Genomic DNA, 23,917 nt, shown 5'->3' on the forward strand with positions numbered 1-23,917 from the left:
AGTCCTTTCTTATTCCAACTGGCAATAAACAAACTGCCGCAAAATGCGGCAGATTCGCAATTCAGCGAAGTGTTACAGACGACCCAAATCATTGACCAGAGCGAGCAACATCACCCCGACCACCAAACTGATGCCGATCTGTATCCCCCAACCCTGCACCCGATCCGACAAGGGGCGACCACGCACCCACTCGATCAGATAAAACAACAAATGCCCCCCATCCAGTACAGGAATGGGCAACAAATTCAGAACTCCCAGGCTAATACTCAGATAAGCAAGGAAATTCAGGAAATCAGCGACGCCCGACTGGGCAGAAGCGCCCGCCACTTTAGCAATGGTTATCGGTCCACTCAAGTTTTTTACCGAGAGCTCGCCGAACAACATTTTCTTGAGCGAATCCAGGGTCAGTACGCTCATGGTCCAGGTGCGTCGAGCCCCCTCGCCAATCGCGGCCAAAGGACCGTAACTGACCTCGCGAATCATCTCTGGTGGCCACTCGATTGCTTTCACCCCGGCGCCGAGATAACCACTGGGCGACTTTTTTTCGCCGCGAGCAGCCAGCGTCACAGGGACGTCGATTTGAGCACTATCGCGTTCGACGCGCAGCAGGATTTTGGTATCCGGATGCATACGGACTATATCGACCACCTGCTGCCAGTCGTCCAGAGGCTTGCCATCCAGGGCCAACAACCGATCGCCGGTTTTCAGGCCGGCCGTTTGCGCAGGACCTTTCGGATCGAGTTCAGCCAAAACAGGGGGCAGCGCAGGACGCCAAGGACGGATACCCAGCGAGCGAATCGGATCCGGCTCATCTGCGCCCTTCAGCCATTTATCCAGCATCAGCTCACGCGGCGAATCCGCCGTGGAACCCTGCTCACGGACCACCACTTGAAGGGAGCCGCTCTCGCCGAGACGTCGAACCAGTTGCAGATTAACTGCGCCCCAACCCGAAGTCGGCTCACCATCAATGGCAACAATCTCCTGACCCGGACTCAAACCGGCCTTGGCGGCAATACTGCCGGATTCAACGGCACCGATGACCGGGCGCACCTGCTCGCTGCCGAACATGGCGAGTACCCAGAAAAAAATCATCGCCAGCAAGAAGTTGGCAATCGGCCCCGCCGACACGATAGCAATGCGCTGACGGACGGATTTGCGATTGAAGGATTGATCGAGCTGATCGGCCGGCACTTCGCCTTCGCGCTCGTCGAGCATTTTCACGTAGCCACCCAGCGGGATGGCGGCAACCACGAACTCAGTGCCTTGCTTGTCGTGCCAGCGCAGCAACGGCATACCAAAGCCCACGGAGAAACGCAGCACTTTGACCCCACAGCGACGCGCGACCCAAAAATGGCCGAACTCGTGGAAGGTGACCAGCACGCCCAGGGCGACCAGGGTGCCGACAATCATATAGAGCGCGCTCATCTACTTTCTCCGCAATCTTATCCAGTGCTGCATGGGCCTACGTATTGCAGCACTTACCGCCCGTGACGACTCAACCACTGCCCGGCCAGTACTCGCGCTTTCGCGTCAGCCGTGAACACCGCCTCAAGATCATCCACCACAACCACAGGCTCGAGACTCAAGACTTCTTCGATGATACTCGCGATTTCCAGATAGCGAACCCGCCCGTCGAGAAACGCCGCAACCGCCACTTCATTCGCCGCATTGAGCATGGCTGGCGCGCTATTGCCGGCCTCTGCGGCCTGACGCGCCAGGCGCAGACAGGGGAAGCGCTGTTCATCGGGGGCCTGAAAATCCAGACGTGCAATGGCAAACAGATCCAGCGGCGCGACACCGGAATCGATACGCTCCGGCCAGGCCAGCGCATTGGCGATCGGTGTACGCATGTCGGGATTGCCCAGTTGAGCCAGGACCGAACCATCGATGTAATCGACCAGCGAATGAATCACGCTCTGTGGGTGAATCACCACTTCTACCTGCGAAGGCTTGGCGTCAAACAGCCAGCAGGCTTCGATCAGCTCAAGCCCTTTATTCATCATGCTGGCCGAATCCACCGAAATCTTGCGCCCCATGGACCAGTTCGGGTGGGCACACGCTTGATCCGGGGTTACATGCACCAATTCAGCCATAGGCGTCTGCCGGAAAGGACCGCCAGATGCCGTCAGCAAAATCCGACGAACACCGACCGCACCCAGTCCACGGGCGAAATCCTGTGGCATGCACTGGAAAATCGCGTTGTGCTCGCTATCAATCGGCAGCAGCACCGAACCGCTTTTACGCACAGCCTGCATGAACAACGCACCGGACATCACCAGTGCTTCTTTGTTGGCCAGCAGTATTTTCTTGCCGGCTTCGACCGCCGCCAGGGTCGGGCGCAGGCCCGCCGCACCGACGATGGCCGCCATGACGGCATCGACTTCAGGATCGGCGGCGACCTGACACAGCCCTTCCTCCCCCACCAGAACGCGGGTCGACAGTCCTGCCGCACGCAAATCGTCCTGCAAGCCTCGGGCAGCGCCCTGCTCTGGCACAACGGCAAACCGTGGCATATGGCGCACGCACAACGCGAATAACTCACTCAGACGAGTGAAACCGCTCAAGGCGAATACCTGATAACGCTCGGGATGACGGGCAATGACGTCGAGCGTGCTCAAACCGATCGAGCCGGTAGCCCCCAGAACGGTAATCTGTTGTGGGCGGTTCACGGTGCTGCCATCCACAGCAATACCGCGAACACAGGGATCGCTGCCGTCAGACTGTCGATGCGATCAAGCACACCACCATGACCTGGCAGCAGATTGCTACTGTCCTTGATCCCGGACTGGCGCTTGAACATGCTTTCGGTGAGGTCGCCCACCACCGAAATGAACACGATCACTGCGGCGCCGACCAGGCCCATCAGCATCTGGGCGAAGCTCCAGTCACGCACGAGACCGACGATGGCGGTAATTACCAGGCTCAGTGCGAGGCCGCCATACACGCCTTCCCAGCTTTTGCCCGGACTGACCTGCGGTGCCAGCTTGCGCTTGCCAAAGGCCCGGCCGGAAAAGTAAGCACCGATGTCGGCGCCCCAGACCAGCACCATGACCGCCATGATCAGCCAGTTACCCAAGGCTTCCTGCTTGATCTGGACCAGACCCTGCCAGGCCGGCAAAAGGATCAGCAGACCGATCACCAGCTTGCAGGCGGCACTGGACCAATGCGCACTGGAACGAGGATACGTCAGCACCAGATACGTCGCCACGCCCCACCACAACACCGAAGCGCCCAGTACCCAAGGCGCCAGCCCCGGCAGGATGTGCATGACAAACAGCATCAACGCGACCACTGCCGCATAAGCAACACGGATCGGCTGCTCAGTGAAGCCCGCCAGACGCGACCACTCCCAGGCACCAAGGGTCACGACCAGTCCGATGAACAGCGCGAAGCCCGAGCCTTCGAGCAGGAAAAACCCGCACAAGGCAATCGGCAGCAGGATCAGCGCGGTGATGATTCGTTGTTTGAGCATTAAACCCGGGCTCCAGCCTCGACCTGCTCGCTCGTTTTACCGAAGCGGCGCTGGCGAGAAGCGAAATCGGCCAGCGCGGTGCGCATGGCGTCGTGTTTGAAGTCCGGCCAGAACAGGTCGGAGAAGTACAACTCGGCGTAAGCCAGTTGCCACAGCAGGAAGTTGCTGATGCGGTGTTCGCCACCGGTACGGATGCACAAGTCCGGCAACGGCAGATCGCCAGTGGCCAGACAGGTTTGCAACAGTTCCGGGGTGATGTCTTCCGGACGCAGATGCCCGGCCTGAACTTCTCGCGCCAGACGCTGTGCGGCTTGCGCGATGTCCCACTGACCGCCGTAATTGGCAGCTATCTGCAAGACGAAGCGATTGGCGCCCGCGGTCATCGCTTCCGCCTCACGCATCGCAGCTTGAAGCTCTGGATGGAAACGCGAACGATCACCAATGATGCGAAGACTGATGTTGTTGTCGTTGAGGCGCTTGGCCTCACGACGCAATGCCTTGAAGAACAGGTCCATCAAGGCGCTGACTTCATCGGCCGGACGCTGCCAGTTCTCACTGGAGAAGGCGAACAGGGTCAACACTTCGACCTTGGCCTCGGCACACACCTCGATCACCGCACGAACCGCATCCACGCCCGCTTTATGCCCGGCGACACCTGGCATAAAGCGTTTTTTCGCCCAGCGATTATTACCATCCATGATGATCGCGACATGGCGCGGCACCGCGGAGGGCACAGTCTGCTTGGTCTTTTCCATGAAAACGCGACCCTTATACGGCCATCAGGTCTTTTTCTTTTTGCGCCAGATTTGCGTCGATTTCAGCCACGTACTTCTTGGTCAAATCGTCGATCTCGCCAGTAGCACGACGCTCTTCGTCTTCGCTGATTTCTTTTTCCTTGACCAGGTCCTTGAGCTGGCTGTTCGCATCACGACGGATGTTGCGCACCGCAACACGGGCGTCTTCAGCAACATCGCGAGCCTGCTTGGTGAAGCCCTTGCGGGTTTCTTCGGTCAGGGCCGGCATGGAGATCAGCAGCAACTCACCCAGGTTGGTCGGGTTGAGGTTCAGACCCGCGCTACCGATGGCTTTGTCGACCGCACCGAGCATGTTGCGCTCAAAGGCAACGACTTGCAGGGTACGGGCGTCTTTAACGGTGATGTTCGCTACCTGCTTGATCGGAGTGTCGGAACCGTAATACGGCACCATCACGCCTTCCAGAATGCTTGGGTGCGCCTGGCCGGTACGAATACGGCCGAAGTTGTGCGCCAGCGACTCCACGGATTTTTTCATGCGCTCTTGAGCGTCTTTCTTGATTTCGTTGATCATTGTTGGCCTTCCTCGATCAGGGTCCCTTCAGCGCCGCCATGCACGATGTTCAGCAGGGCGCCGGGCTTGTTCATGTTAAATACGCGCAACGGCATCTTGTGGTCGCGGCACAGGCAAATGGCAGTCAGGTCCATCACACCCAGCTTGCGATCCAGTACTTCATCGTAGGTCAGATGATCGAACTTCTCGGCATGCGGGTCTTTGAATGGGTCAGCGGTGTAGACGCCATCGACCTTGGTCGCCTTGAGCACGACATCGGCATCGATTTCGATTGCTCGCAGGCAGGCTGCCGAATCCGTGGTGAAGAACGGATTGCCGGTACCGGCCGCGAAGATCACGACTTCCTTGGCATTCAGGTGGCGCATGGCTTTGCGGCGATCGTAGTGATCGGTCACGCCCACCATGGAAATCGCCGACATCACGATGGCCGAGATATTGGCACGTTCCAGCGCGTCGCGCATGGCCAAGGCATTCATCACGGTGGCCAGCATGCCCATGTGGTCGCCGGTGACCCGATCCATGCCGGCCGCGCTCAGCGCTGCACCGCGGAACAGGTTGCCGCCGCCGATCACCAGACCGACCTGAACGCCGATGCCGACCAGTTGGCCGACTTCCAGCGCCATGCGGTCCAGAACTTTCGGATCAATCCCGAACTCTTCCGAGCCCATCAGGGCCTCGCCGCTAAGCTTGAGTAGAATGCGTTTATAGCGAGCCTGATAACCACTGCCCTGCTGAGCCATTGCGAATCTCTCCTGCGGCGTATTTTAAAAATTCTTTGCGAGCTGTTTACAGCTGGCGTTCACTCTAGCTTGGCACTGCTTCAGCGCCATCGGAACATGGCTTTGTAAGCCAGTTCCAAAAGGAAACCAATTAAAAATTGGTGCCCCATCTGAAAAGAGGCTGCGCGCGTAAGCGGGCAGCCTCTTCAGGGCGACAGTTAAAAAACCATCTTATTGCTTGGCGGCAGCCAGCTGGGCAGCAACTTCTTCAGCGAAGTTGTCGACCGGCTTCTCGATGCCTTCGCCTACTTTGAAGTAAGTGAAAGAAACGATTTCAGCACCGGCTTTCTTGGCCAGTTCGCCAACCTTGATCTCAGGGTTCTTGACGAACGCCTGCTCAACCAGGGAAGCCTCAGCCAGGAACTTGCTGATACGGCCTTTGACCATGTTTTCAACGATGTTTTCTGGCTTGCCAGCGATCTTGTCAGCGTTGAGGGTAAGGAACACGCCCTTCTCACGCTCAACCGCTTCAGCGGAAACTTCCGATGGCAGCAGGAATTCAGGGTTGGTCGCCGCTACGTGCATAGCGATGTCCTTGGCCAGCTCAACAGTGCCGCCTTTCAGGACAACTGCAACACCGATCTTGTTGCCGTGCAGGTAACCACCAACAACGTCACCTTCAACGCGTGCCAGGCGACGGATGTTGACGTTTTCGCCAACCTTGCCGACCAGTACCAGGCGAGCAGCTTCTTGCGCTTCGATCAGCGGAGCAACATCAGTCAGCTTGTCAGCGAATGCTTTTTCAACGCTGGAAGCAACGAATGCCTTGAAGTCATCCTGCAAAGCCAGGAAGTCGGTCTGCGAGTTCACTTCCAGCAGAACGGCGGTTTTACCGTCTTCTTTCAGAGCGATCGAGCCTTCAGCGGCAACGTTGCCAGCTTTCTTGGCAGCCTTGATGGCGCCCGAAGCACGCATGTCATCAATGGCTTTTTCGATGTCGCCGCCAGCCTTGGTCAAGGCCTTTTTGCAGTCCATCATGCCTTCGCCAGTACGCTCGCGCAGTTCTTTGACCAACGCTGCAGTAATCTCTGCCATTTCAAAAATCCTCTTGGATAGGTTATCAACCATTCCACCCGATCGAACGGGCGTTCAATTCTTCCCGAACCACCCTTGTTAGCAGCTGCAAGTTACAAACGCTGTAATTGCGCCACCAGACAAATGGTTTTCGAGGTGGCAAAAAGGGGGCCAAGCCCCCTTTTTGCTTACTGAGTCAACGCCAAGGCGTCAATTACTCAGCCGCTGCTACCGGAGCTTCTTCAACGAACTGCTCGGTGCCGCCAGCAACGTGGTTGCGACCGCGGATTACTGCGTCAGCCATCGAACCCATGTACAACTGGATAGCGCGGATTGCGTCATCGTTGCCTGGGATGATGTAGTCAACGCCTTCCGGGCTGCTGTTGGTATCGACTACGCCGATAACCGGGATGCCCAGTTTGTTGGCTTCGGTGATCGCGATACGCTCGTGATCAACGTCGATAACGAACAGAGCGTCTGGCAGACCGCCCATGTCCTTGATACCACCCAGGGAACGATCGAGCTTCTCAAGATCGCGAGTGCGCATCAGCGCTTCTTTCTTGGTCAGCTTGGCGAAAGTACCGTCTTCGGCTTGTACTTCAAGGTCACGCAGACGCTTGATGGAAGCACGGATGGTTTTGAAGTTGGTCAGCATGCCGCCCAACCAGCGGTGATCGACGTACGGCGAACCGCAACGTGCTGCTTCTTCAGCAACGATCTTGCCAGCGGAACGCTTGGTGCCGACGAACAGAATCTTGTTTTTGCCCTGGGCCAGACGCTCTACGAAAGTCAGAGCTTCGTTGAACATTGGCAGGGTTTTTTCAAGGTTGATGATGTGGATCTTGTTACGCGCGCCGAAAATGTATTTACCCATTTTCGGGTTCCAGTAACGGGTCTGGTGACCGAAGTGCACACCGGCCTTCAGCATATCGCGCATGTTGACTTGGGACATGATAGTTCCTTAATAAGTCGGGTTTGGCCTCCACGTATCCCAATGACCAACCAGCAGCATCAGCTGAAGGCACCCAGGTCATCGTGTCGACACGTGTGTGGATTTAAGCCTTTCGGGGTATCCCCGGAAAGCGGCGCATTTTATATCACAAGGCTGCAAAAAACGGAACCAGGATTCTCAATTCCTGATGCGCGCCTTTATCCGCGCCCTTGGAATCGCTCAAGAATGCGCCTATCTATAGATAGAAGCGATGTACAGAGGCTCAGATTTGCGCTGTTCGTCTGTTAGAATCGCGTTTTTCAGGGCGGCGAAGATTGATCGCACACTGCCCATTCCGTTTTGACAAGCGCCATCGAGCGTAGAGAGAGCCTGTATGACCGTCACCCTCAAAACCCCGGAGGACATCGCAAAAATGCGTGTCGCCGGCAAACTGGCCGCCGATGTGCTGGAAATGATTGCTGAACATGTCAAGCCAGGCATCACCACCGAAGAGCTGGACCGCATCTGCCACGACTACATCGTCAACGTGCAGCAGGCCATCCCCGCCCCGCTCAACTACAAAGGCTACCCGAAGTCGATCTGCACCTCGATCAACCACGTGGTCTGCCACGGCATCCCGAACGAGAAGCCGCTGAAGGATGGCGACACGCTGAACATCGACGTCACCGTGATCAAGGACGGTTACCACGGCGACACCAGCCGCATGTTCCACGTCGGCACCGTGCCGGTCTGGGCCGAGCGCCTGTCGCAAGTGACCCAGGAATGCATGTACAAGGCCATCGAAATCGTCAAACCCGGCTGCCGCCTGGGCGACATCGGTGAAGTGATCCAGAAGCACGCCGAAAAGAACGGTTTCTCGGTGGTTCGCGAGTTCTGCGGCCACGGCATTGGCAAGGTGTTTCACGAAGAGCCGCAGATCCTGCACTACGGCCGCGCCGGCACTGGCATGGAGCTGAAAGCGGGCATGACCTTCACCATCGAGCCGATGATCAACCAGGGCAAGGCCGACACCAAGGTGCTGGGCGATGGCTGGACCGCGATCACCAAGGACCGCAAGCTCTCGGCCCAGTGGGAACACACCCTGGTGGTGACCGACACCGGTTACGAGATCTTCACCCTGCGCAGCGACGACACCATCCCGCGCGTTTCGGCCTGATCCGCTCCGCACAGCTCTCAGCCTTACAGAAAGGAAAGCCAATCGATGCCGCAGGTGGATCCCGAACTCTTCGACCGTGGCCAGTTCCAGGCTGAACTGGCCCTGAAGGCCAGCCCGATCGCGGCCTTCAAGAAGGCGATCCGCCAGGCGCGCGAGGTGCTCGACGGGCGCTTTCGCAGCGGCCGGGAGATCCGCCGGCTGATCGAGGATCGTGCCTGGTTCGTCGATAACATCCTGCAAAAGGCCTGGGAGCAGTTCAACTGGAGCGAAGACGCCGACATCGCGCTGGTCGCGGTCGGCGGCTACGGTCGTGGTGAGTTGCACCCTTATTCCGATATCGATTTGCTGATTCTGCTGGACAGCGCTGACCACGAAGTTTTCCGCGATTCCATTGAGCGTTTTCTGACGTTGTTGTGGGACATCGGCCTGGAAGTCGGTCAGAGCGTTCGCTCGGTCGACGAATGCGCCGTTGAAGCGCGCGCCGACCTGACGGTTGTCACCAACCTGATGGAAAGCCGCACCATCTGCGGCCCCGAGCGTTTGCGCCAGCGCATGCTTGACGTCACCAGCACCGCGCACATGTGGCCAAGCAAGGACTTCTTCCTGGCCAAGCGCGCCGAGCAGAAGGCCCGTCACCACAAGTACAACGACACCGAATACAACCTGGAACCCAACGTCAAAGGCTCGCCCGGCGGACTGCGGGATATTCAGACGATTCTGTGGGTCGCCCGTCGCGAATACGGCACCCTGAACCTGCGGGCACTGGCCGGCGAAGGTTTCCTGGTCGAGAGCGAAAACGCCCTGCTGGCTTCATCCCAGGAATTCCTGTGGAAAGTCCGCTATGCGTTGCACATGCTCGCCGGTCGCTCGGAAGACCGCTTGCTGTTCGATCACCAGCGTTCGATCGCCGGGCTGTTGGGTTTCGAAGGCGATGACGCCAAGCAAGCCATCGAAAATTTCATGCAGCAGTATTACCGGGTGGTCATGAGCATCGCCCAGCTCAGCGACCTGATCATCCAGCACTTCGAGGAACTCATCCTCGCACCGGTAGACGAAGTGCCGCCGCAGCCGATCAACTCGCGATTCCAGCTGCACGACGGGTACATCGAGGCGCGCAACGACAACGTATTCCGCCGCACACCGTTCGCCATGCTCGAAATCTTCGTGCTGATGGCCCAGCAGCCGGAAATCAAAGGCGTGCGCGCCGACACCATTCGTCTGCTGCGGGAAAACCGGCATCTGATCGATGACGACTTCCGCAACGACATTCGCAACACCAGCCTGTTCATCGAACTGTTCAAGTGCAAAATCGGCATTCACCGCAACCTGCGGCGGATGAACCGTTACGGCATTCTCGGGCGCTATTTGCCGGAGTTCGGCTTCATTGTCGGGCAGATGCAGCACGACCTGTTTCACATCTATACGGTCGACGCGCACACCCTGAATCTGATCAAGCACTTGCGTAAGTTGCAGTACACGCAGGTGTCGGAAAAATTCCCGCTCGCCAGCAAACTCATGGGCAAGCTGCCCAAGCCCGAGCTGATCTACCTCGCCGGCCTGTACCACGACATCGGCAAGGGCCGGCATGGCGATCACTCGGAGATCGGTGCGGTGGATGCCGAGGCCTTTTGCCAGCGCCATCAATTGCCGGTCTGGGATAGCCGCCTGATCGTCTGGCTGGTGCAGAACCACCTGGTGATGTCGACCACGGCGCAGCGCAAGGACTTGTCCGACCCGCAGCTGATCCACGATTTTGCGCAGATCGTTGATGACGAAACACGCCTTGATTATCTGTACGTGCTGACCGTCGCCGACATCAACGCGACCAACCCGACGCTGTGGAATTCCTGGCGCGCCAGCCTGTTGCGCCAGCTCTACACCGAGACCAAGCGCGCCTTGCGCCGTGGCCTGGAAAACCCGGTGGATCGCGAAATGCAGATCCGCCAGACCCAGAGCGCCGCCCTCGATATTCTGGTGCGCGGCGGCAACGACCCGGACGACGTCGAACAATTGTGGTCGCAATTGGGTGATGATTATTTCCTGCGTCACACCGCCGGCGATGTGGCCTGGCACACCGACGCGATCCTGCAGCAGCCAGCTGATGGCGGCCCGCTGGTGTTGATCAAGGAAACCACCCAGCGCGAGTTCGAGGGCGGTACGCAGATCTTCATCTACGCACCGGACCAGCACGATTTCTTCGCCGTGACCGTGGCAGCGATGGATCAGCTCAACTTGAACATTCACGACGCCCGGGTCATCACCTCAAGTAGCCAGTTCACCCTCGACACCTACATCGTGCTCGACACCGACGGCGACTCGATCGGCGATAACCCGGCACGGGTCAAACAGATTCGCGAAGGCCTGACCGAAGCCCTGCGCAACCCCGACGACTACCCGACGATCATCCAGCGTCGGGTGCCGCGCCAGCTCAAGCATTTTGCGTTTGCGCCGCAGGTGACCATCCACAACGACGCCCAGCGCCCCGTGACGGTGCTGGAGCTCAGCGCCCCGGATCGCCCGGGCTTGCTGGCGCGGATCGGCACGATATTCCTGGAGTTCGACCTGTCATTGCAGAACGCCAAGATCGCCACGCTTGGCGAGCGCGTGGAGGACGTGTTCTTCATTACCGACGCCAACAATCAACCGTTGTCCGACCCGCTGTTGTGCAGCCGTTTGCAGGATGCAATTGTCGAGCAACTCAGCGTCAGCCAGGAACCCGATATCAAACTGTCGCGAATCAGTATCTGAATTAACAATTTTTTCCCTGTGGGCCAGGATTGCCTCCTGTAGGAGCTGGCTTGCCAGCGATGGTCGTAAACGATGACGCGTACTTACCGGGTAAACGCGGCGCTTTTGAGTCCATCGCTGGCAAGCCAGAACCTACAAAGAGCAGACCGGCTCCCACACCGAACGAGATCGACCGATGAACAACGCCTTGTCCCAGTTGCAGCCTTACCCGTTCGAGAAGCTCCGCACCCTGCTCGGCAGCGTCACGCCAAATCCGGACAAGCGCGCCATTGCGCTGTCCATCGGCGAGCCGAAGCACCGCTCGCCAAGTTTTGTCGCCGAAGCCCTGGCAAACAATCTGGATCAGATGGCCGTTTATCCGACCACCCTCGGCATTGCGGCCCTGCGTGAAGCCATCGCCGCGTGGTGCGAGCGCCGTTTCAACGTGCCGAACGGATGGCTAGACCCGGCGCGCAACGTGCTGCCGGTCAACGGCACCCGCGAGGCCCTGTTCGCGTTCACCCAGACCGTGGTCAACCGTGGCGACGACGCCCTGGTGGTCAGCCCGAACCCGTTCTACCAGATCTATGAAGGTGCCGCGTTCCTTGCCGGCGCCAAGCCGCATTACCTGCCGTGCCTGGACGAAAACCGCTTCAATCCGGATTTCGATGCCGTTTCTCCAGACATCTGGAAACGCTGCCAGATCCTCTTCCTGTGCTCGCCGGGCAACCCGACCGGCGCGCTGATCCCGGTCGAGACACTGAAAAAGCTGATCGCACTGGCCGACGAATACGACTTCGTGATCGCCGCGGACGAGTGCTACAGCGAACTCTACTTCGACGAACAAACCCCACCGCCCGGTCTGCTCAGCGCCTGCGTGGAACTGGGTCGCAAAGACTTCAAGCGTTGCGTCGTGTTCCACAGCCTGTCCAAGCGCTCCAACCTGCCGGGCCTGCGTTCGGGATTTGTGGCCGGTGACGCCGACATTCTCAAGGGCTTCCTGCTCTACCGCACTTACCACGGCTGCGCGATGCCGGTTCAGACCCAACTGGCCAGCGTTGCCGCGTGGAATGACGAAGTACACGTGCGCGCCAACCGTGATCTGTACCGCGAAAAATATGATGCGGTGCTGGAAATCCTTGGCCCGGTGCTGGACGTGCAGCGCCCGGACGGTGGTTTTTACCTGTGGCCGAATGTTGAAGGTGATGACGAGGCGTTCTGCCGCGATCTGTTCGTCGAAGAACATGTGACCGTGGTGCCGGGCTCTTATCTGTCCCGTGACGTTGACGGTGCGAATCCGGGTGCCGGACGGGTGCGCCTGGCGCTGGTTGCGCCACTGGCGGAGTGCGTGGAAGCTGCTGAACGCATCCGCGCCTTCATCCAGCGCCGCAAATAAACACAAACCTGTAGGAGCCGGCTTGCCGGCGATGGCGATCTTGAGACGCCATCCCCGGCAAGCCGTGCGCCTGCACGAGCGTCAACTATTTCACCTGACCTAGATTGGCTTCGCTCAAGTCCAACTCCCCTAACACCTCGCGCAACACGTCATCGCCAATCTGGTGGTGACGGCTGAGCTTGTACAACTCCAGGCGCTGTGCCCGCAGTGCCTTCAAGCGCAAGCGCCGTTCCAGCAGATCCATCTGAAACGCCAGCGCCTGGGCTTCCGCCGAATCGTTGAACACCTCCAGTTGATGCCGGTACTCGGACATGATCCGCGCCTTCAGTTCAATGGCCAGTGCAGCCTGGGCCGCGTCCTGCGGGTTGACCTCGTCGACTTCGAGCGCGTGAATCGCCGCTTCGGCGGTTTTGCGCCAGGCGTCGCGTACCTCGTTGCGGCGCTTGTCGTCAGGGCTTTTTTCAATACCGCGCAACAACAGTGGCAAGGCGATACAGGCGGCAATCAGCGACAGCAAAATGACCCCGGCCGCGATGAAAATCAGCAGATCGCGCTCAGGAAATGCCTCATTCCCCATCAGTAACGGGACTGACAGCACGCCCGCCAGCGTCACCGCACCGCGCACACCGCCGACGGTCAGCAACCAGCAGGAGCGCGCCGTCGGCACTTGCGTCATTTCACCCTTGCCGCGCCAACGGCGCAGCAGCCCCGACAACCGCCAGATGCTCTGCACCCAGACAAACCGCAATACCACCAGCACCAGAAAAATCGCCACCACGTCGAGGCAGCGATAGAGCAGCGTCGGCCACAACGAGGTTTCGTGGCTGACTACGGCTTTGATGATGTCCGGCAACTGCAACCCCAGCAGCAGGAAGATCAATCCGTTGAACGCGAACTCCAGCAGTGACCAGACGCTGCGATTGAGCAGTCGGGTGCTGGTCTGGCGCGGCAGCAAATCGAGCCAGCTCTGCATCATCCCCGCCGCGACCGCCGACAAAATGCCCGAGGCGCCCAGCCGTTCGGCCAGCACGTACGCCGCAAACGGCAGCAACAACATGAAGACAACGTGCGTCGCCGGATCATCCCAGCCTCGAGCAATCATCCATGAGCGCAAACGCCCCACCAGCCAACTCAACGCGACACCGACCGCCAGGCCACCGACCGCTACCAACACAAACGTCAGGCTGGCGTTGGCCAGCGAGAATACCCCGGTCACCGCCGCGACCAGGGCGAACTTGAAGGTCACCAGGCCCGACGCGTCATTCATCAGCGCCTCGCCCTGCAGCATGTGCATCAGCGGCGTCGGCAGGCGGTTTTGAGAAATCGCCGAGACAGCCACGGCATCCGTCGGCGACAACACTGCCGCCAGGGCAAAAGCCACCGGTAGCGGGATGCTCGGCAACAACCAATGGATGAAGTAACCCGCACCGACAACGGTAAACAGCACCAAACCGACCGCCAGGGTCAGGATCGGCCCGCGCAGTCGCCAAAATTCGCGCTTGGGCATGCGCCAGCCGTCGGAGAACAGCAGCGGCGGGAGGAACAAAAACAGAAACAATTCCGGGTCCAGTGCGACGTGCAACCCGAGCGTCGGCCAGGCCAGCAACGCACCGGCACCGATTTGCACCAACGGCAATGGCAACGGAATCACGCGTCCGAGCAAGCGCGAAACACTGACCAGCATCAATAGGATCAGGACGGTGTAGGCGGTTTGCATAAAGCGTGGTTCCCGAGCAATCGGCAGCATTGAAGTGCCATATTAGCCGCTTAAACTGCTCCCTGACTTTTACACCAATGTCGCATCGCCTGGACACCGCCCTCCTACAGAGTGACGAAACAACCAAGGCCGACGCGAAACCGTCTGGTCATGGCATAATCCGTCACCTTTTTTTTCCAGCACCTGCAAAGGGGGCAATTCCTTGACCGATTCAAGCAAAACGTTGCACCTTTTCGGCATCAAAGCCTGCGACACCATGAAAAAGGCGCGCACCTGGCTCGATGAACACGCTGTCAGCTATGACTTCCATGATTACAAAACGGCCGGAATCGACCGTGAACACCTGACCCAATGGTGCGACGAGCACGGCTGGCAAGTGGTGTTGAACCGTGCAGGCACGACCTTTCGCAAGCTCGACGACGAACGCAAAGCCGATCTCGACCAGCGCAAAGCCATCGAACTGATGCTCGCACAACCCTCGATGATCAAGCGCCCGGTGCTCGATCTCGGTGACCGAACCCTGATTGGCTTCAAGCCAGACATCTACGCGGCAGCGCTCAAGTAAGCCAGCCCGTTCAATTTTGTTAGAGGTATTTACATGTCCACTTCCGTATTCAGCCTGGCCTTTGGTGTCGGCACTCAAAACCGTCAGGGCGCATGGCTCGAAGTGTTTTACGCACAGCCGCTGCTCAACCCGTCGGCTGACCTGATCGCGGCCATCGCGCCGGTTCTGGGTTACACCGAAGGCAATCAGGCCATCGCGTTCAGCACGGCTCAGGCGTCGCAACTGGCTGAAGCACTGAAAGGTGTCGATGCTGCCCAGGCCGCCCTGCTGACCCGGCTGGCCGAGAGCCACAAGCCGCTGGTCGCCACGATTCTGGCCGAAGATGCGCCGCTGACTTCCACGCCTGAGGCCTACCTCAAGCTGCACCTGCTGTCCCATCGCCTGGTCAAGCCGCACGGCCTGAACCTGGCGGGCGTGTTCCCGCTGCTGCCGAACGTCGCGTGGACCAGCCAGGGCGCGATCGACCTGGCCGAACTGGCCGAACATCAACTGGAAGCCCGCCTGCGCGGCGAGCTGCTGGAAGTGTTCTCGGTAGACAAATTCCCGAAAATGACTGACTACGTAGTGCCGGCCGGCGTGCGTATCGCTGACGCGGCCCGTATCCGTCTGGGCGCTTACGTCGGCGAAGGCACCACCGTGATGCACGAAGGATTCGTCAACTTCAACGCCGGCACCGAAGGCCCGGGCATGATCGAAGGCCGCGTTTCCGCTGGCGTGTTCGTCGGCAAGGGTTCGGACCTGGGCGGCGGTTGCTCGACCATGGGCACCCTGTCGGGCGGCGGCAACATCGTGATCAAGGTCGGCGAAGGCTGCCTGATCGGCGCCAACGCCGGTATCGGTATCCCGTTGGGCGACCGCAACACCGTGGAGTCGGGCCTGTACGTGACCGCTGGCACCAAAGTGGCGCTGCTGGACGAGCACAACAAACTGGTCAAAGTCGTGAAGGCCCGTGAACTGGCCGGTCAACCTGACCTGCTGTTCCGTCGCAATTCGGAAACCGGTGCCGTGGAATGCAAAACCCACAAATCGGCGATCGAACTGAACGAAGCGCTGCACGCTCACAACTGATTGCTGCAGCAGCCTAACCGATCAACTGTGGGAGCGGCCTTGCTCGCGAAGCTTTTGGCGACCTCAAGGACGCCTTCGCGAGCAAGCCCGCTCCCACAGGGTCAGGCGTACACCCGCCCATGTTTAGCAGGGCCAATTGCATGATGATTCCTTCTCCCTGGCGCGCCGATTTCCCGGCCATCGCCGCTCTGCAACGGCAAGACCAGACCTATCTGGACAACGCCGCCACCACGCAAAAACCTCAAGCCCTGCTGGATGCCCTGGCGCATTACTACGCCAATGGCGCCGCCAACGTGCATCGGGCACAACACCTGCCCGGCGCGCATGCCACCCAGGCGTTCGAGGACAGCCGCAGCAAAGTCGCCCACTGGCTGAATGCCGGCGATTGCGGGCAGATCATCTTCACCCACGGCGCAACTTCTGCGCTGAACCTCCTCGCCTATGGCCTGGAACACCTGTTCAATCCGGGCGACGAGGTTGTCATCAGCGCCCTGGAGCATCACGCCAACCTGCTGCCGTGGCAGCAACTGGCTCACCGTCGCGAGTTGAAACTGGTGATCCTGCCGCTGGACGTCGACGGTTTGATCGACCTGGAGGCCGCCGCGTCGCTGATCGGCCCGCGAACCCGCTTGCTGGCGGTCAGTCAGTTGTCCAACGTCCTCGGCGCCTGGCAGCCGTTGCCCGCACTGCTGGCGCTGGCCAAGGCACACGACGCATTGACCGTGGTCGATGGCGCCCAAGGCGTGGTCCATGGCCGGCACGACGTGCAGGCGCTGGGTTGCGACTTCTACGTGTTTTCCAGCCACAAACTCTATGGCCCCGATGGCCTCGGCGTGTTGTTCGGCCGGAATGAGGCACTCAAGCGACTGCGCCATTGGCAGTTCGGCGGTGAAATGGTGCTGGACGCGGATTACCAGCACGCGCGGTTTCGCCCCGCGCCACTGGGGTTTGAGGCCGGGACACCGCCGATCTCCAGCGTGATTGGTCTCGGGGCGACGCTGGATTACCTCGCGGGCCTCGATCAGGATGCGGTTTCGGCCCATGAAGCCGCGCTGCATGACTATTTGTTGAAAGGCCTGGAGGCGCGCAACGGCATTCGGCTATTGGGCAAACCGCAATTGGCGTTGGCCAGTTTTATCGTCGAGGGTGTGCATAACTCTGATCTGGCGCACTTGCTGACAGAACAGGGAATCGCGGTGCGCGCCGGGCATCATTGCGCCATGCCGCTGCTCAAAAGCTTCGAATTGGCCGGGGCGATTCGGGTGTCGCTGGCGTTGTACAACGACTCCGAGGATCTGGAGCGATTCTTTGAAGCGCTGGATCAGGCGTTGGAGTTGTTGCGATGAGCCTCCCTGCCGATGCCGTCATGGCGCTTGAAACTTTTCAGGCTGCCGCTGGCTGGGAGCAACGCGCGCGACTGTTGATGCAATGGGGCGACCGTCTGCCGGCGTTGAGCGATGTGGATAAAGTCGACGCCAACCGCGTGCATGGCTGTGAAAGTCAGGTGTGGTTGGTGGGCTCGTTGCAGGAGGGTCACTGGCAGTTTGCGGCGAGCAGCGATGCGCGGTTGATTCGTGGGTTGGTGGCGTTGCTGCTGGCGCGGGTCAACGGGTTGTCGGCCGCTGAGTTGCGGCAGGTGGATTTGCCGGAGTGGTTCAGTCAGCTTGGCCTGTCGCGACAGCTCTCTCCCTCGCGCAGCAATGGCCTCAACGCCGTATTACAGCGAATGAATGAGTTGGCTGGTTAATCGCTTTCGCGAGCAAGCCCGCTCCCACATTGGAGGGTGGTTTATCCGGATTTTGTATCCGACACAGATCTAATGTGGGAGCGGTCTTGCTCGCGAAAGGGCCATCAGCCACATCGATCAGACCTCAGGTTTAGCCCGATCTGCCGGCCGCCGCACACCCGCCACAATCTTATCCACAGCCTTGGTCGCCGCGACCATGCCGAACGTCGCCGTCACCATCATCACCGCGCCAAACCCGCCGGCGCAGTCGAGCTTCACACCATCGCCGACAAAACTCTTCTGCAAGCAAATGCTGCCATCCGGTTTCGGGTAGCGCAGTTGTTCCGTGGAAAACACGCACGGCACGCTGTAATGACGGGTCACGGTGCGCGAGAAGTTGTAATCGCGGCGCAAGGTCGAGCGCACTTTCGAAGCCAACGGATCGTTGAACGTGCGGTTCAGGTCGCAGACCTGGATCAGCGTCGGGTCGATCTGCCCGCCCGCACCGCCGGTGGTGATGATCTGGATCTTGCGGCGCTTGCACCAGGCAATCAGCGCCGCTTTCGCGTTGACGCTGTCGATGCAGTCGATCACGCAGTCGATGTTCGGCGTGATGTATTCAGCCATGGTGTCGCGGGTGACGAAATCCGCCACCGCGTGCACCGTGCAATCCGGGTTGATCCCGCGCAGGCGTTCGGCCATCACCTCGACCTTGGGTTTGCCGACGGTGCTATCCAGCGCGTGCAGCTGACGGTTGGCGTTACTGACGCAGACGTCGTCGAGGTCGAACAGCGAAATCTCGCCGACGCCACACCGCGCAATGGCTTCCGCCGCCCAGGAGCCGACACCGCCGACGCCGACAATCGCCACGTGGGCCGCGCGCAAGCGCTCAAGCCCTTCGATGCCATACAAACGGGCGATGCCTGCAAACCGCGGATCTTCTGTGCTCATGACCAATACCCCAAAAACCGGCGCGCATTATAGGGCTACAAAGCGGCAAGTTTTAAGTTTCCAGCTACAAGTGTAAGAACTTATGTGAAACCGGATTGCCCAACGTCAGGCTTTTCCCTGTCCGCTGTACGCTCAGTGAAAGCACGGTGTAGGATGCGCGCCCCTTGGCTCCATGCCGACCGTTCCTTCGTTCCACAGCCTTTGGAACCCGAAATAGCTATGTCATCGCGTAAATTTGGACTCAACCTGGTTGTGGTGCTCGCCATCGCAGCCTTGTTTACCGGCTTCTGGGCGCTGATCAATCGCCCGGTCACTGCCCCCAACTGGCCAGAACAGATCTCCGGCTTCTCGTACTCGCCGTTCCAGCAAGGCCAGTATCCGCAGAAAGAGCAGTACCCGACCGACGATCAAATGCGTCGCGATCTGGAGATCATGAGCAAGCTGACGGACAACATCCGTACGTACTCGGTCGATGGCACCCTGGGCGACATTCCCAAGCTGGCTGAAGAGTTTGGCCTGCGGGTCACCCTCGGGATCTGGATCAGCCCGGACCTGGAACGCAACGAGCGGGAAATCACCCGGGCCATCGAAATCGCCAACTCCTCACGCAGCGTGGTTCGCGTGGTTGTAGGCAACGAGGCGATTTTCCGTAAGGAAATTACCGCTGCCGAACTGAGCGTGATCCTTGATCGCGTCCGCGCCGCCGTGAAGGTGCCGGTCACCACGTCCGAGCAGTGGCACGTCTGGGAAGAGCATCCGGAACTGGCCAAGCACGTCGACCTGATTGCCGCGCACGTCTTGCCTTACTGGGAATACGTCCCGGTGGACAAGGCCGGCCAATTCGTCCTCGACCGCGCCCGCGATCTGAAAAAGATGTTCCCGAAAAAACCGCTGTTGCTCTCGGAGGTTGGCTGGCCGAGCAACGGCCGCATGCGTGGCGGCACCGATGCGAGCCCGGCGGATCAGGCGATCTACCTGCGCACGCTGGTGAACAAGCTCAACCGCCAGGGCTTCAACTACTTCGTGATCGAAGCGTTTGACCAGCCGTGGAAGGCCAGTGACGAAGGTTCGGTGGGTGCGTACTGGGGCGTTTTCAACGCCGCGCGGCAGCAGAAATTCAACTTCGAGGGCCCGGTGGTCGCGATTCCGCAATGGCGCGTGCTGGCCATCGGCTCGGCGGTGCTGGCCTTGTTGTCCCTGACCTTGCTGATGATCGACGGCTCGGCCCTGCGTCAACGTGGCCGCACCTTCCTGACCTTTATCGCGTTCCTGTGCGGTTCGGTTTTGGTATGGATCGGCTACGACTACAGCCAGCAATACAGCACCTGGTTCAGCCTGACCGTAGGATTTCTCCTCGCACTCGGCGCACTCGGGGTCTTTATCGTACTGCTGACCGAGGCGCATGAACTGGCCGAAGCGGTCTGGACCCACAAACGCCGCCGCGAATTCCTGCCGGTGGTGGGCGATTCGGACTACAGACCGAAAGTCTCGATTCACGTGCCTTGCTACAACGAGCCGCCGGACATGGTCAAACAGACCCTCAATGCCCTGGCCAACCTCGACTATCCGGACTTCGAAGTCCTGATCATCGACAACAACACCAAGGACCCGGCGGTCTGGGAACCGGTGCGCGATTACTGCGCAACCCTCGGCCCGCGCTTCAAGTTCTTCCACGTCGCACCGCTGGCCGGTTTCAAGGGCGGTGCGCTGAACTACCTGATTCCGCACACTGCCAAGGATGCGGAAGTGATTGCGGTGATCGACTCGGATTACTGCGTCGACCCGAATTGGCTCAAGCACATGGTGCCGCACTTCGCCGACCCGAAAATCGCCGTGGTGCAGTCGCCGCAGGATTATCGCGACCAGAACGAAAGCACCTTCAAGAAGCTCTGCTATGCGGAATACAAAGGCTTCTTCCACATCGGCATGGTCACCCGTAACGACCGCGACGCGATCATCCAGCATGGCACCATGACCATGACCCGGCGCTCGGTGCTCGAGGAACTCGGTTGGGCTGACTGGTGCATCTGTGAAGACGCCGAGTTGGGTCTGCGCGTATTCGAGAAAGGCTTGTCGGCGGCGTATTACCACACCAGCTACGGCAAGGGCCTGATGCCGGATACCTTTATCGACTTCAAGAAACAGCGTTTCCGCTGGGCCTACGGTGCGATTCAGATCATCAAGCGGCACACCGCCAGTTTGCTGCGCGGCAAGGGCACCGAACTGACCCGTGGCCAGCGTTACCACTTCCTCGCGGGCTGGTTGCCGTGGGTCGCGGATGGCATGAACATCTTCTTCACCGTCGGCGCATTGTTGTGGTCGGCGGCGATGATCATCGTGCCGCAGCGGGTCGATCCACCGTTGCTGATTTTCGCGATCCCGCCGTTGGCGCTGTTCGTGTTCAAGGTCGGCAAGATCATCTTCCTTTACCGTCGCGCCGTTGGCGTGAACCTCAAGGATGCGTTCTGCGCCGCACTGGCCGGGCTGGCGTTGTCGCACACCATCGCCAAAGCGGTGTTGTACGGCTTCTTCACCAGCAGCATTCCGTTCTTCCGTACGCCGAAAAACGCCGATAACCATGGCTTCTGGGTGGCGATTTCGGAGGCGCGCGAAGAGGTGTTCATCATGCTGCTGTTGTGGGGCGCGGCGCTGGGGATCTTCCTGGTGAACGGACTGCCGAGCAACGACATGCGCTTCTGGGTGATCATGTTGCTGGTGCAGTCGTTGCCGTACCTGGCGGCGCTGATCATGGCGTTCCTGTCTTCGCTGCCGAAACCGGCAGTCGAAGCCGAAACGGCACCGGCAGTCTAAATCTTTGCAGATGCACTAAACGGCGGCCAATGGCCGCCGTTTTGCTTTAAGATAACCGCCATTTTGCAGGGCTTGGCGTGATCGGTCTTACTGACCGGACTCAAAACCTGTGGGAGCGGGCTTGCTCGCGAATGCGGTGTAACAATCAACGTTTATGTTGTTTGACACACCGCATTTCGAAGCGTCGAACCGCCGCTCCCACATTAGCCCGGTGCCAATTTCAAGTTTTCCGGAGTTTTCCATGACGGCCCACGCCGACCTTTCGCCGACCCTTCAACTCGCCATCGACCTGATCCGCCGTCCGTCCGTGACGCCGCTGGACGCCGATTGCCAGAAGCAGATGATGCAGCGCCTGGGCGATGCCGGTTTCACCCTGGAACCGATGCGTATCGAAGATGTGGATAACTTCTGGGCCACCCACGGCAAACACGACGGCCCGGTGCTGTGCTTCGCCGGTCACACCGACGTAGTCCCGACCGGCCCGGTAACGGCCTGGCAGATCGACCCGTTCAACGCACTGATCGACGAACACGGCATGCTCTGCGGCCGTGGCGCGGCGGACATGAAAGGCAGCCTGGCATCGATGACCGTGGCCGCCGAGCGTTTCGTCGCCGACTACCCGGATCACAAGGGCAAGGTCGCGTTCCTGATCACCAGCGACGAAGAAGGCCCGGCGCACCACGGCACCAAAGCCGTGATCGAGCGCCTGGTCGCCCGTAAAGAACGTCTGGACTGGTGCATCGTCGGCGAACCGTCGAGCACCACGCTGGTGGGTGACGTGGTCAAGAACGGCCGTCGCGGTTCCCTTGGCGCCAAGCTGACCGTGCACGGGGTGCAGGGTCACGTGGCCTATCCGCACCTGGCCAAGAACCCGATCCACCTCGCCGCCCCGGCGCTGGCCGAACTGGCCGCCGAGCACTGGGACCACGGCAACGATTTCTTCCCGCCGACCAGTTTCCAGATCTCCAACGTGAATTCCGGTACCGGCGCGACCAACGTGATCCCGGGTGACCTGGTGGCGGTGTTCAACTTCCGCTTCTCCACCGAATCCACCGTCGAAGGCCTGCAGAAACGCGTCGCCGACATCCTCGACAAGCATGGCCTGGACTGGCACATCGACTGGGCGCTGTCCGGCCTGCCGTTCCTCACCGAACCGGGCGCGTTGCTGGATGCTGTCGCATCGAGCATCAAGGACATCACCGGTCGCGAGACCAAAGCTTCGACCAGCGGTGGCACCTCCGACGGCCGCTTCATCGCGACCATGGGCACCCAAGTGGTTGAACTGGGCCCGGTCAACGCAACAATCCATCAGGTCAACGAGCGCGTACTGGCCGCCGACCTCGACGTGCTGACCGAAATCTACTACCAGACCCTGATCAAGTTGCTCGCCTGATGCTCGCCTGCCCGATCTGCAGCGAACCGCTAAGCGCGGTGGACAACGGCGTGGCCTGCCCCGCCGGGCATCGTTTCGACCGCGCGCGCCAGGGTTACCTGAACCTGTTGCCAGTGCAGCACAAAAACAGCCGCGACCCTGGGGATAACCTGGCGATGGTCGAAGCCCGTCGCGATTTCCTGAACGCCGGCCACTATGCGCCGGTGGCCAAGCGTCTGGCGGAGCTGGCAGCGCAATACGCGCCGCAGCGCTGGCTGGACATCGGTTGTGGCGAGGGTTACTACACCGCGCAAATTGCCGCGGCCTTGCCGAATGCCGACGGTTACGCCCTGGATATTTCCCGGGAAGCGGTCAAACGCGCCTGCAAGCGCGACCCGCAGCTGACCTGGTTGATCGCCAGCATGGCGCGGGTGCCGTTGGCCTCGGGCAGTTGTCAGTTTCTTGCCAGCGTCTTCAGCCCACTGGACTGGGAAGAAGCCAAGCGCCTGCTGAGCCCCGGCGGCGGCTTGATGAAAGTCGGGCCGACCAGCGGCCATCTGATGGAATTGCGCGAACGGCTGTACGATGAAGTGCGTGAGTACACCGACGACAAGCATCTGGCCTTGGTGCCGGAAGGCATGGCGCTGCAACACAGTGAAACCCTGGAGTTCAAACTGACGCTTTCAAAGGGTCAGGATCGCGCCAACCTGTTGGCCATGACGCCCCACGGCTGGCGCGCCAGTGCTGAGCGCCGGGCAGCAGTCATCGAGCAGTCCGAGCCGTTCGAGGTCACTGTTTCGATGCGCTACGATTACTTTGTTCTTCAATCTTAATTTTTGGTCTTGAGCAACAGCTTGAGGCCGGCTAAATCCGCGAATGGATTTT

General features: G+C 59.8%; 20 protein-coding genes. 10 read left to right on the forward strand and 10 right to left on the reverse strand.

The genetic code is table 11. The features are described 5' to 3' along the window. Positions 1-72 precede the first annotated feature (72 nt). The 8 genes from rseP to rpsB all read right to left on the reverse strand — a co-directional run bounded on the left by rseP (position 73) and on the right by rpsB (position 7,543). Positions 73-1,425: a sigma E protease regulator RseP gene (gene rseP / locus ACI77H_RS12835; RefSeq protein ID WP_407012231.1), complete on the reverse strand. Its 1,353-nt coding sequence runs from the start codon at positions 1,423-1,425 to the stop codon at positions 73-75. A 53-nt stretch (positions 1,426-1,478) separates the two neighbouring features. Beyond that, positions 1,479-2,669, reverse strand: coding sequence for a 1-deoxy-D-xylulose-5-phosphate reductoisomerase (gene ispC, locus ACI77H_RS12840; protein WP_407012232.1), 1,191 nt, complete (start codon positions 2,667-2,669; stop codon positions 1,479-1,481). Beyond that, entirely contained in the window at positions 2,666-3,472 is an 807-nt protein-coding gene (locus ACI77H_RS12845) for a phosphatidate cytidylyltransferase (protein WP_407012233.1), read from the reverse strand. Before ACI77H_RS12845 ends, ispC begins: the two co-directional genes overlap by 4 nt. Continuing rightward, positions 3,472-4,227 (reverse strand): polyprenyl diphosphate synthase, encoded by a 756-nt coding sequence (uppS, locus tag ACI77H_RS12850; RefSeq protein ID WP_150630814.1) that lies wholly within the window; start codon positions 4,225-4,227, stop codon positions 3,472-3,474. Before uppS ends, ACI77H_RS12845 begins: the two co-directional genes overlap by 1 nt. Positions 4,228-4,240: 13 nt before the next feature. Then, complete coding sequence (gene frr, locus ACI77H_RS12855; RefSeq protein ID WP_007907979.1) at positions 4,241-4,798, reverse strand: ribosome recycling factor; 558 nt, start codon at positions 4,796-4,798, stop codon at positions 4,241-4,243. Continuing rightward, complete coding sequence (pyrH, locus tag ACI77H_RS12860) at positions 4,795-5,538, reverse strand: UMP kinase (RefSeq protein WP_003172271.1); 744 nt, start codon at positions 5,536-5,538, stop codon at positions 4,795-4,797. Before pyrH ends, frr begins: the two co-directional genes overlap by 4 nt. Positions 5,539-5,748: 210 nt before the next feature. Continuing rightward, the gene (gene tsf / locus ACI77H_RS12865) at positions 5,749-6,612 is read right to left on the reverse strand and encodes a translation elongation factor Ts (RefSeq protein ID WP_407012234.1); all 864 of its coding nucleotides are present in this window, start codon (positions 6,610-6,612) and stop codon (positions 5,749-5,751) included. 193 nt (positions 6,613-6,805) lie between these two features. Then, on the reverse strand, positions 6,806-7,543 hold the full coding sequence (gene rpsB, locus ACI77H_RS12870) for a 30S ribosomal protein S2 (RefSeq protein ID WP_003219330.1): 738 nt from the start codon (positions 7,541-7,543) through the stop codon (positions 6,806-6,808). Between the two features lie 373 nt (positions 7,544-7,916). Here rpsB and map point away from each other — a divergent pair, with 373 nt between their 5' ends. The 3 genes from map to dapC all read left to right on the forward strand — a co-directional run bounded on the left by map (position 7,917) and on the right by dapC (position 12,822). Beyond that, positions 7,917-8,699: a type I methionyl aminopeptidase gene (gene map / locus ACI77H_RS12875; protein ID WP_150630816.1), complete on the forward strand. Its 783-nt coding sequence runs from the start codon at positions 7,917-7,919 to the stop codon at positions 8,697-8,699. A 45-nt stretch (positions 8,700-8,744) separates the two neighbouring features. Then, positions 8,745-11,447 carry a [protein-PII] uridylyltransferase gene (locus tag ACI77H_RS12880; protein ID WP_407012235.1) on the forward strand — a complete coding sequence of 901 codons (2,703 nt, stop codon included), beginning with the start codon at positions 8,745-8,747 and terminating at the stop codon, positions 11,445-11,447. A gap of 175 nt (positions 11,448-11,622) precedes the next feature. After that, positions 11,623-12,822, forward strand: coding sequence for a succinyldiaminopimelate transaminase (dapC, locus tag ACI77H_RS12885; protein WP_407012236.1), 1,200 nt, complete (start codon positions 11,623-11,625; stop codon positions 12,820-12,822). An 85-nt stretch (positions 12,823-12,907) separates the two neighbouring features. Here the strand turns inward: dapC and ACI77H_RS12890 are convergent, their stop codons facing one another. After that, positions 12,908-14,539, reverse strand: a complete 1,632-nt coding sequence (locus ACI77H_RS12890; protein WP_407012237.1) for a Na+/H+ antiporter — start codon at positions 14,537-14,539, stop codon at positions 12,908-12,910. Positions 14,540-14,741: 202 nt separating this feature from the next. Here ACI77H_RS12890 and ACI77H_RS12895 point away from each other — a divergent pair, with 202 nt between their 5' ends. The 4 genes from ACI77H_RS12895 to ACI77H_RS12910 all read left to right on the forward strand — a co-directional run bounded on the left by ACI77H_RS12895 (position 14,742) and on the right by ACI77H_RS12910 (position 17,919). Next, positions 14,742-15,104 (forward strand): ArsC family reductase, encoded by a 363-nt coding sequence (locus ACI77H_RS12895; RefSeq protein WP_407012238.1) that lies wholly within the window; start codon positions 14,742-14,744, stop codon positions 15,102-15,104. A 33-nt stretch (positions 15,105-15,137) separates the two neighbouring features. Beyond that, positions 15,138-16,172, forward strand: coding sequence for a 2,3,4,5-tetrahydropyridine-2,6-dicarboxylate N-succinyltransferase (gene dapD, locus ACI77H_RS12900; RefSeq protein WP_407012239.1), 1,035 nt, complete (start codon positions 15,138-15,140; stop codon positions 16,170-16,172). A gap of 140 nt (positions 16,173-16,312) precedes the next feature. Further along, positions 16,313-17,518 carry an aminotransferase class V-fold PLP-dependent enzyme gene (locus ACI77H_RS12905; RefSeq protein WP_407012240.1) on the forward strand — a complete coding sequence of 402 codons (1,206 nt, stop codon included), beginning with the start codon at positions 16,313-16,315 and terminating at the stop codon, positions 17,516-17,518. After that, on the forward strand, positions 17,515-17,919 hold the full coding sequence (locus ACI77H_RS12910) for a SufE family protein (protein WP_407012241.1): 405 nt from the start codon (positions 17,515-17,517) through the stop codon (positions 17,917-17,919). The genes ACI77H_RS12905 and ACI77H_RS12910 overlap by 4 nt, the downstream gene beginning before the upstream one ends. Positions 17,920-18,036: 117 nt before the next feature. Here ACI77H_RS12910 and tcdA read toward each other — a convergent pair whose 3' ends face one another. Next, positions 18,037-18,849, reverse strand: coding sequence for a tRNA cyclic N6-threonylcarbamoyladenosine(37) synthase TcdA (gene tcdA, locus ACI77H_RS12915; protein WP_407012242.1), 813 nt, complete (start codon positions 18,847-18,849; stop codon positions 18,037-18,039). 219 nt (positions 18,850-19,068) lie between these two features. Here tcdA and ACI77H_RS12920 point away from each other — a divergent pair, with 219 nt between their 5' ends. From ACI77H_RS12920 to ACI77H_RS12930, 3 genes are all read left to right on the forward strand, one after another. Then, positions 19,069-21,660 (forward strand): glycosyltransferase, encoded by a 2,592-nt coding sequence (locus ACI77H_RS12920; RefSeq protein WP_407012243.1) that lies wholly within the window; start codon positions 19,069-19,071, stop codon positions 21,658-21,660. A gap of 241 nt (positions 21,661-21,901) precedes the next feature. Then, the gene (dapE, locus tag ACI77H_RS12925) at positions 21,902-23,053 is read left to right on the forward strand and encodes a succinyl-diaminopimelate desuccinylase (protein ID WP_407012244.1); all 1,152 of its coding nucleotides are present in this window, start codon (positions 21,902-21,904) and stop codon (positions 23,051-23,053) included. Then, positions 23,053-23,865, forward strand: a complete 813-nt coding sequence (locus tag ACI77H_RS12930; RefSeq protein WP_407012245.1) for a putative RNA methyltransferase — start codon at positions 23,053-23,055, stop codon at positions 23,863-23,865. Before dapE ends, ACI77H_RS12930 begins: the two co-directional genes overlap by 1 nt. Positions 23,866-23,917 lie beyond the last annotated feature (52 nt).

Source organism: Pseudomonas sp. O230 (assembly GCF_045447035.1).
GTDB lineage: Bacteria > Pseudomonadota > Gammaproteobacteria > Pseudomonadales > Pseudomonadaceae > Aquipseudomonas.

Excerpts from the sequence above, each read along its gene's own strand:
- dapE (WP_407012244.1), top strand. The coding sequence starts at position 21,902 with ATGACGGCCCACGCCGACCTTTCGCCGACCCTTCAACTCGCCATCGAC.
- ACI77H_RS12920 (WP_407012243.1), top strand. The coding sequence starts at position 19,069 with ATGTCATCGCGTAAATTTGGACTCAACCTGGTTGTGGTGCTCGCCATC.
- tsf (WP_407012234.1), bottom strand. The coding sequence starts at position 6,612 with ATGGCAGAGATTACTGCAGCGTTGGTCAAAGAACTGCGCGAGCGTACT.
- map (WP_150630816.1), top strand. The coding sequence starts at position 7,917 with ATGACCGTCACCCTCAAAACCCCGGAGGACATCGCAAAAATGCGTGTC.
- dapD (WP_407012239.1), top strand. The coding sequence starts at position 15,138 with ATGTCCACTTCCGTATTCAGCCTGGCCTTTGGTGTCGGCACTCAAAAC.
- rpsB (WP_003219330.1), bottom strand. The coding sequence starts at position 7,543 with ATGTCCCAAGTCAACATGCGCGATATGCTGAAGGCCGGTGTGCACTTC.
- pyrH (WP_003172271.1), bottom strand. The coding sequence starts at position 5,538 with ATGGCTCAGCAGGGCAGTGGTTATCAGGCTCGCTATAAACGCATTCTA.
- ACI77H_RS12905 (WP_407012240.1), top strand. The coding sequence starts at position 16,313 with ATGATGATTCCTTCTCCCTGGCGCGCCGATTTCCCGGCCATCGCCGCT.
- ACI77H_RS12880 (WP_407012235.1), top strand. The coding sequence starts at position 8,745 with ATGCCGCAGGTGGATCCCGAACTCTTCGACCGTGGCCAGTTCCAGGCT.
- uppS (WP_150630814.1), bottom strand. The coding sequence starts at position 4,227 with ATGGAAAAGACCAAGCAGACTGTGCCCTCCGCGGTGCCGCGCCATGTC.
- ACI77H_RS12845 (WP_407012233.1), bottom strand. The coding sequence starts at position 3,472 with ATGCTCAAACAACGAATCATCACCGCGCTGATCCTGCTGCCGATTGCC.
- ACI77H_RS12930 (WP_407012245.1), top strand. The coding sequence starts at position 23,053 with ATGCTCGCCTGCCCGATCTGCAGCGAACCGCTAAGCGCGGTGGACAAC.
- ACI77H_RS12910 (WP_407012241.1), top strand. The coding sequence starts at position 17,515 with ATGAGCCTCCCTGCCGATGCCGTCATGGCGCTTGAAACTTTTCAGGCT.
- tcdA (WP_407012242.1), bottom strand. The coding sequence starts at position 18,849 with ATGAGCACAGAAGATCCGCGGTTTGCAGGCATCGCCCGTTTGTATGGC.
- frr (WP_007907979.1), bottom strand. The coding sequence starts at position 4,798 with ATGATCAACGAAATCAAGAAAGACGCTCAAGAGCGCATGAAAAAATCC.
- ACI77H_RS12890 (WP_407012237.1), bottom strand. The coding sequence starts at position 14,539 with ATGCAAACCGCCTACACCGTCCTGATCCTATTGATGCTGGTCAGTGTT.
- rseP (WP_407012231.1), bottom strand. The coding sequence starts at position 1,425 with ATGAGCGCGCTCTATATGATTGTCGGCACCCTGGTCGCCCTGGGCGTG.
- dapC (WP_407012236.1), top strand. The coding sequence starts at position 11,623 with ATGAACAACGCCTTGTCCCAGTTGCAGCCTTACCCGTTCGAGAAGCTC.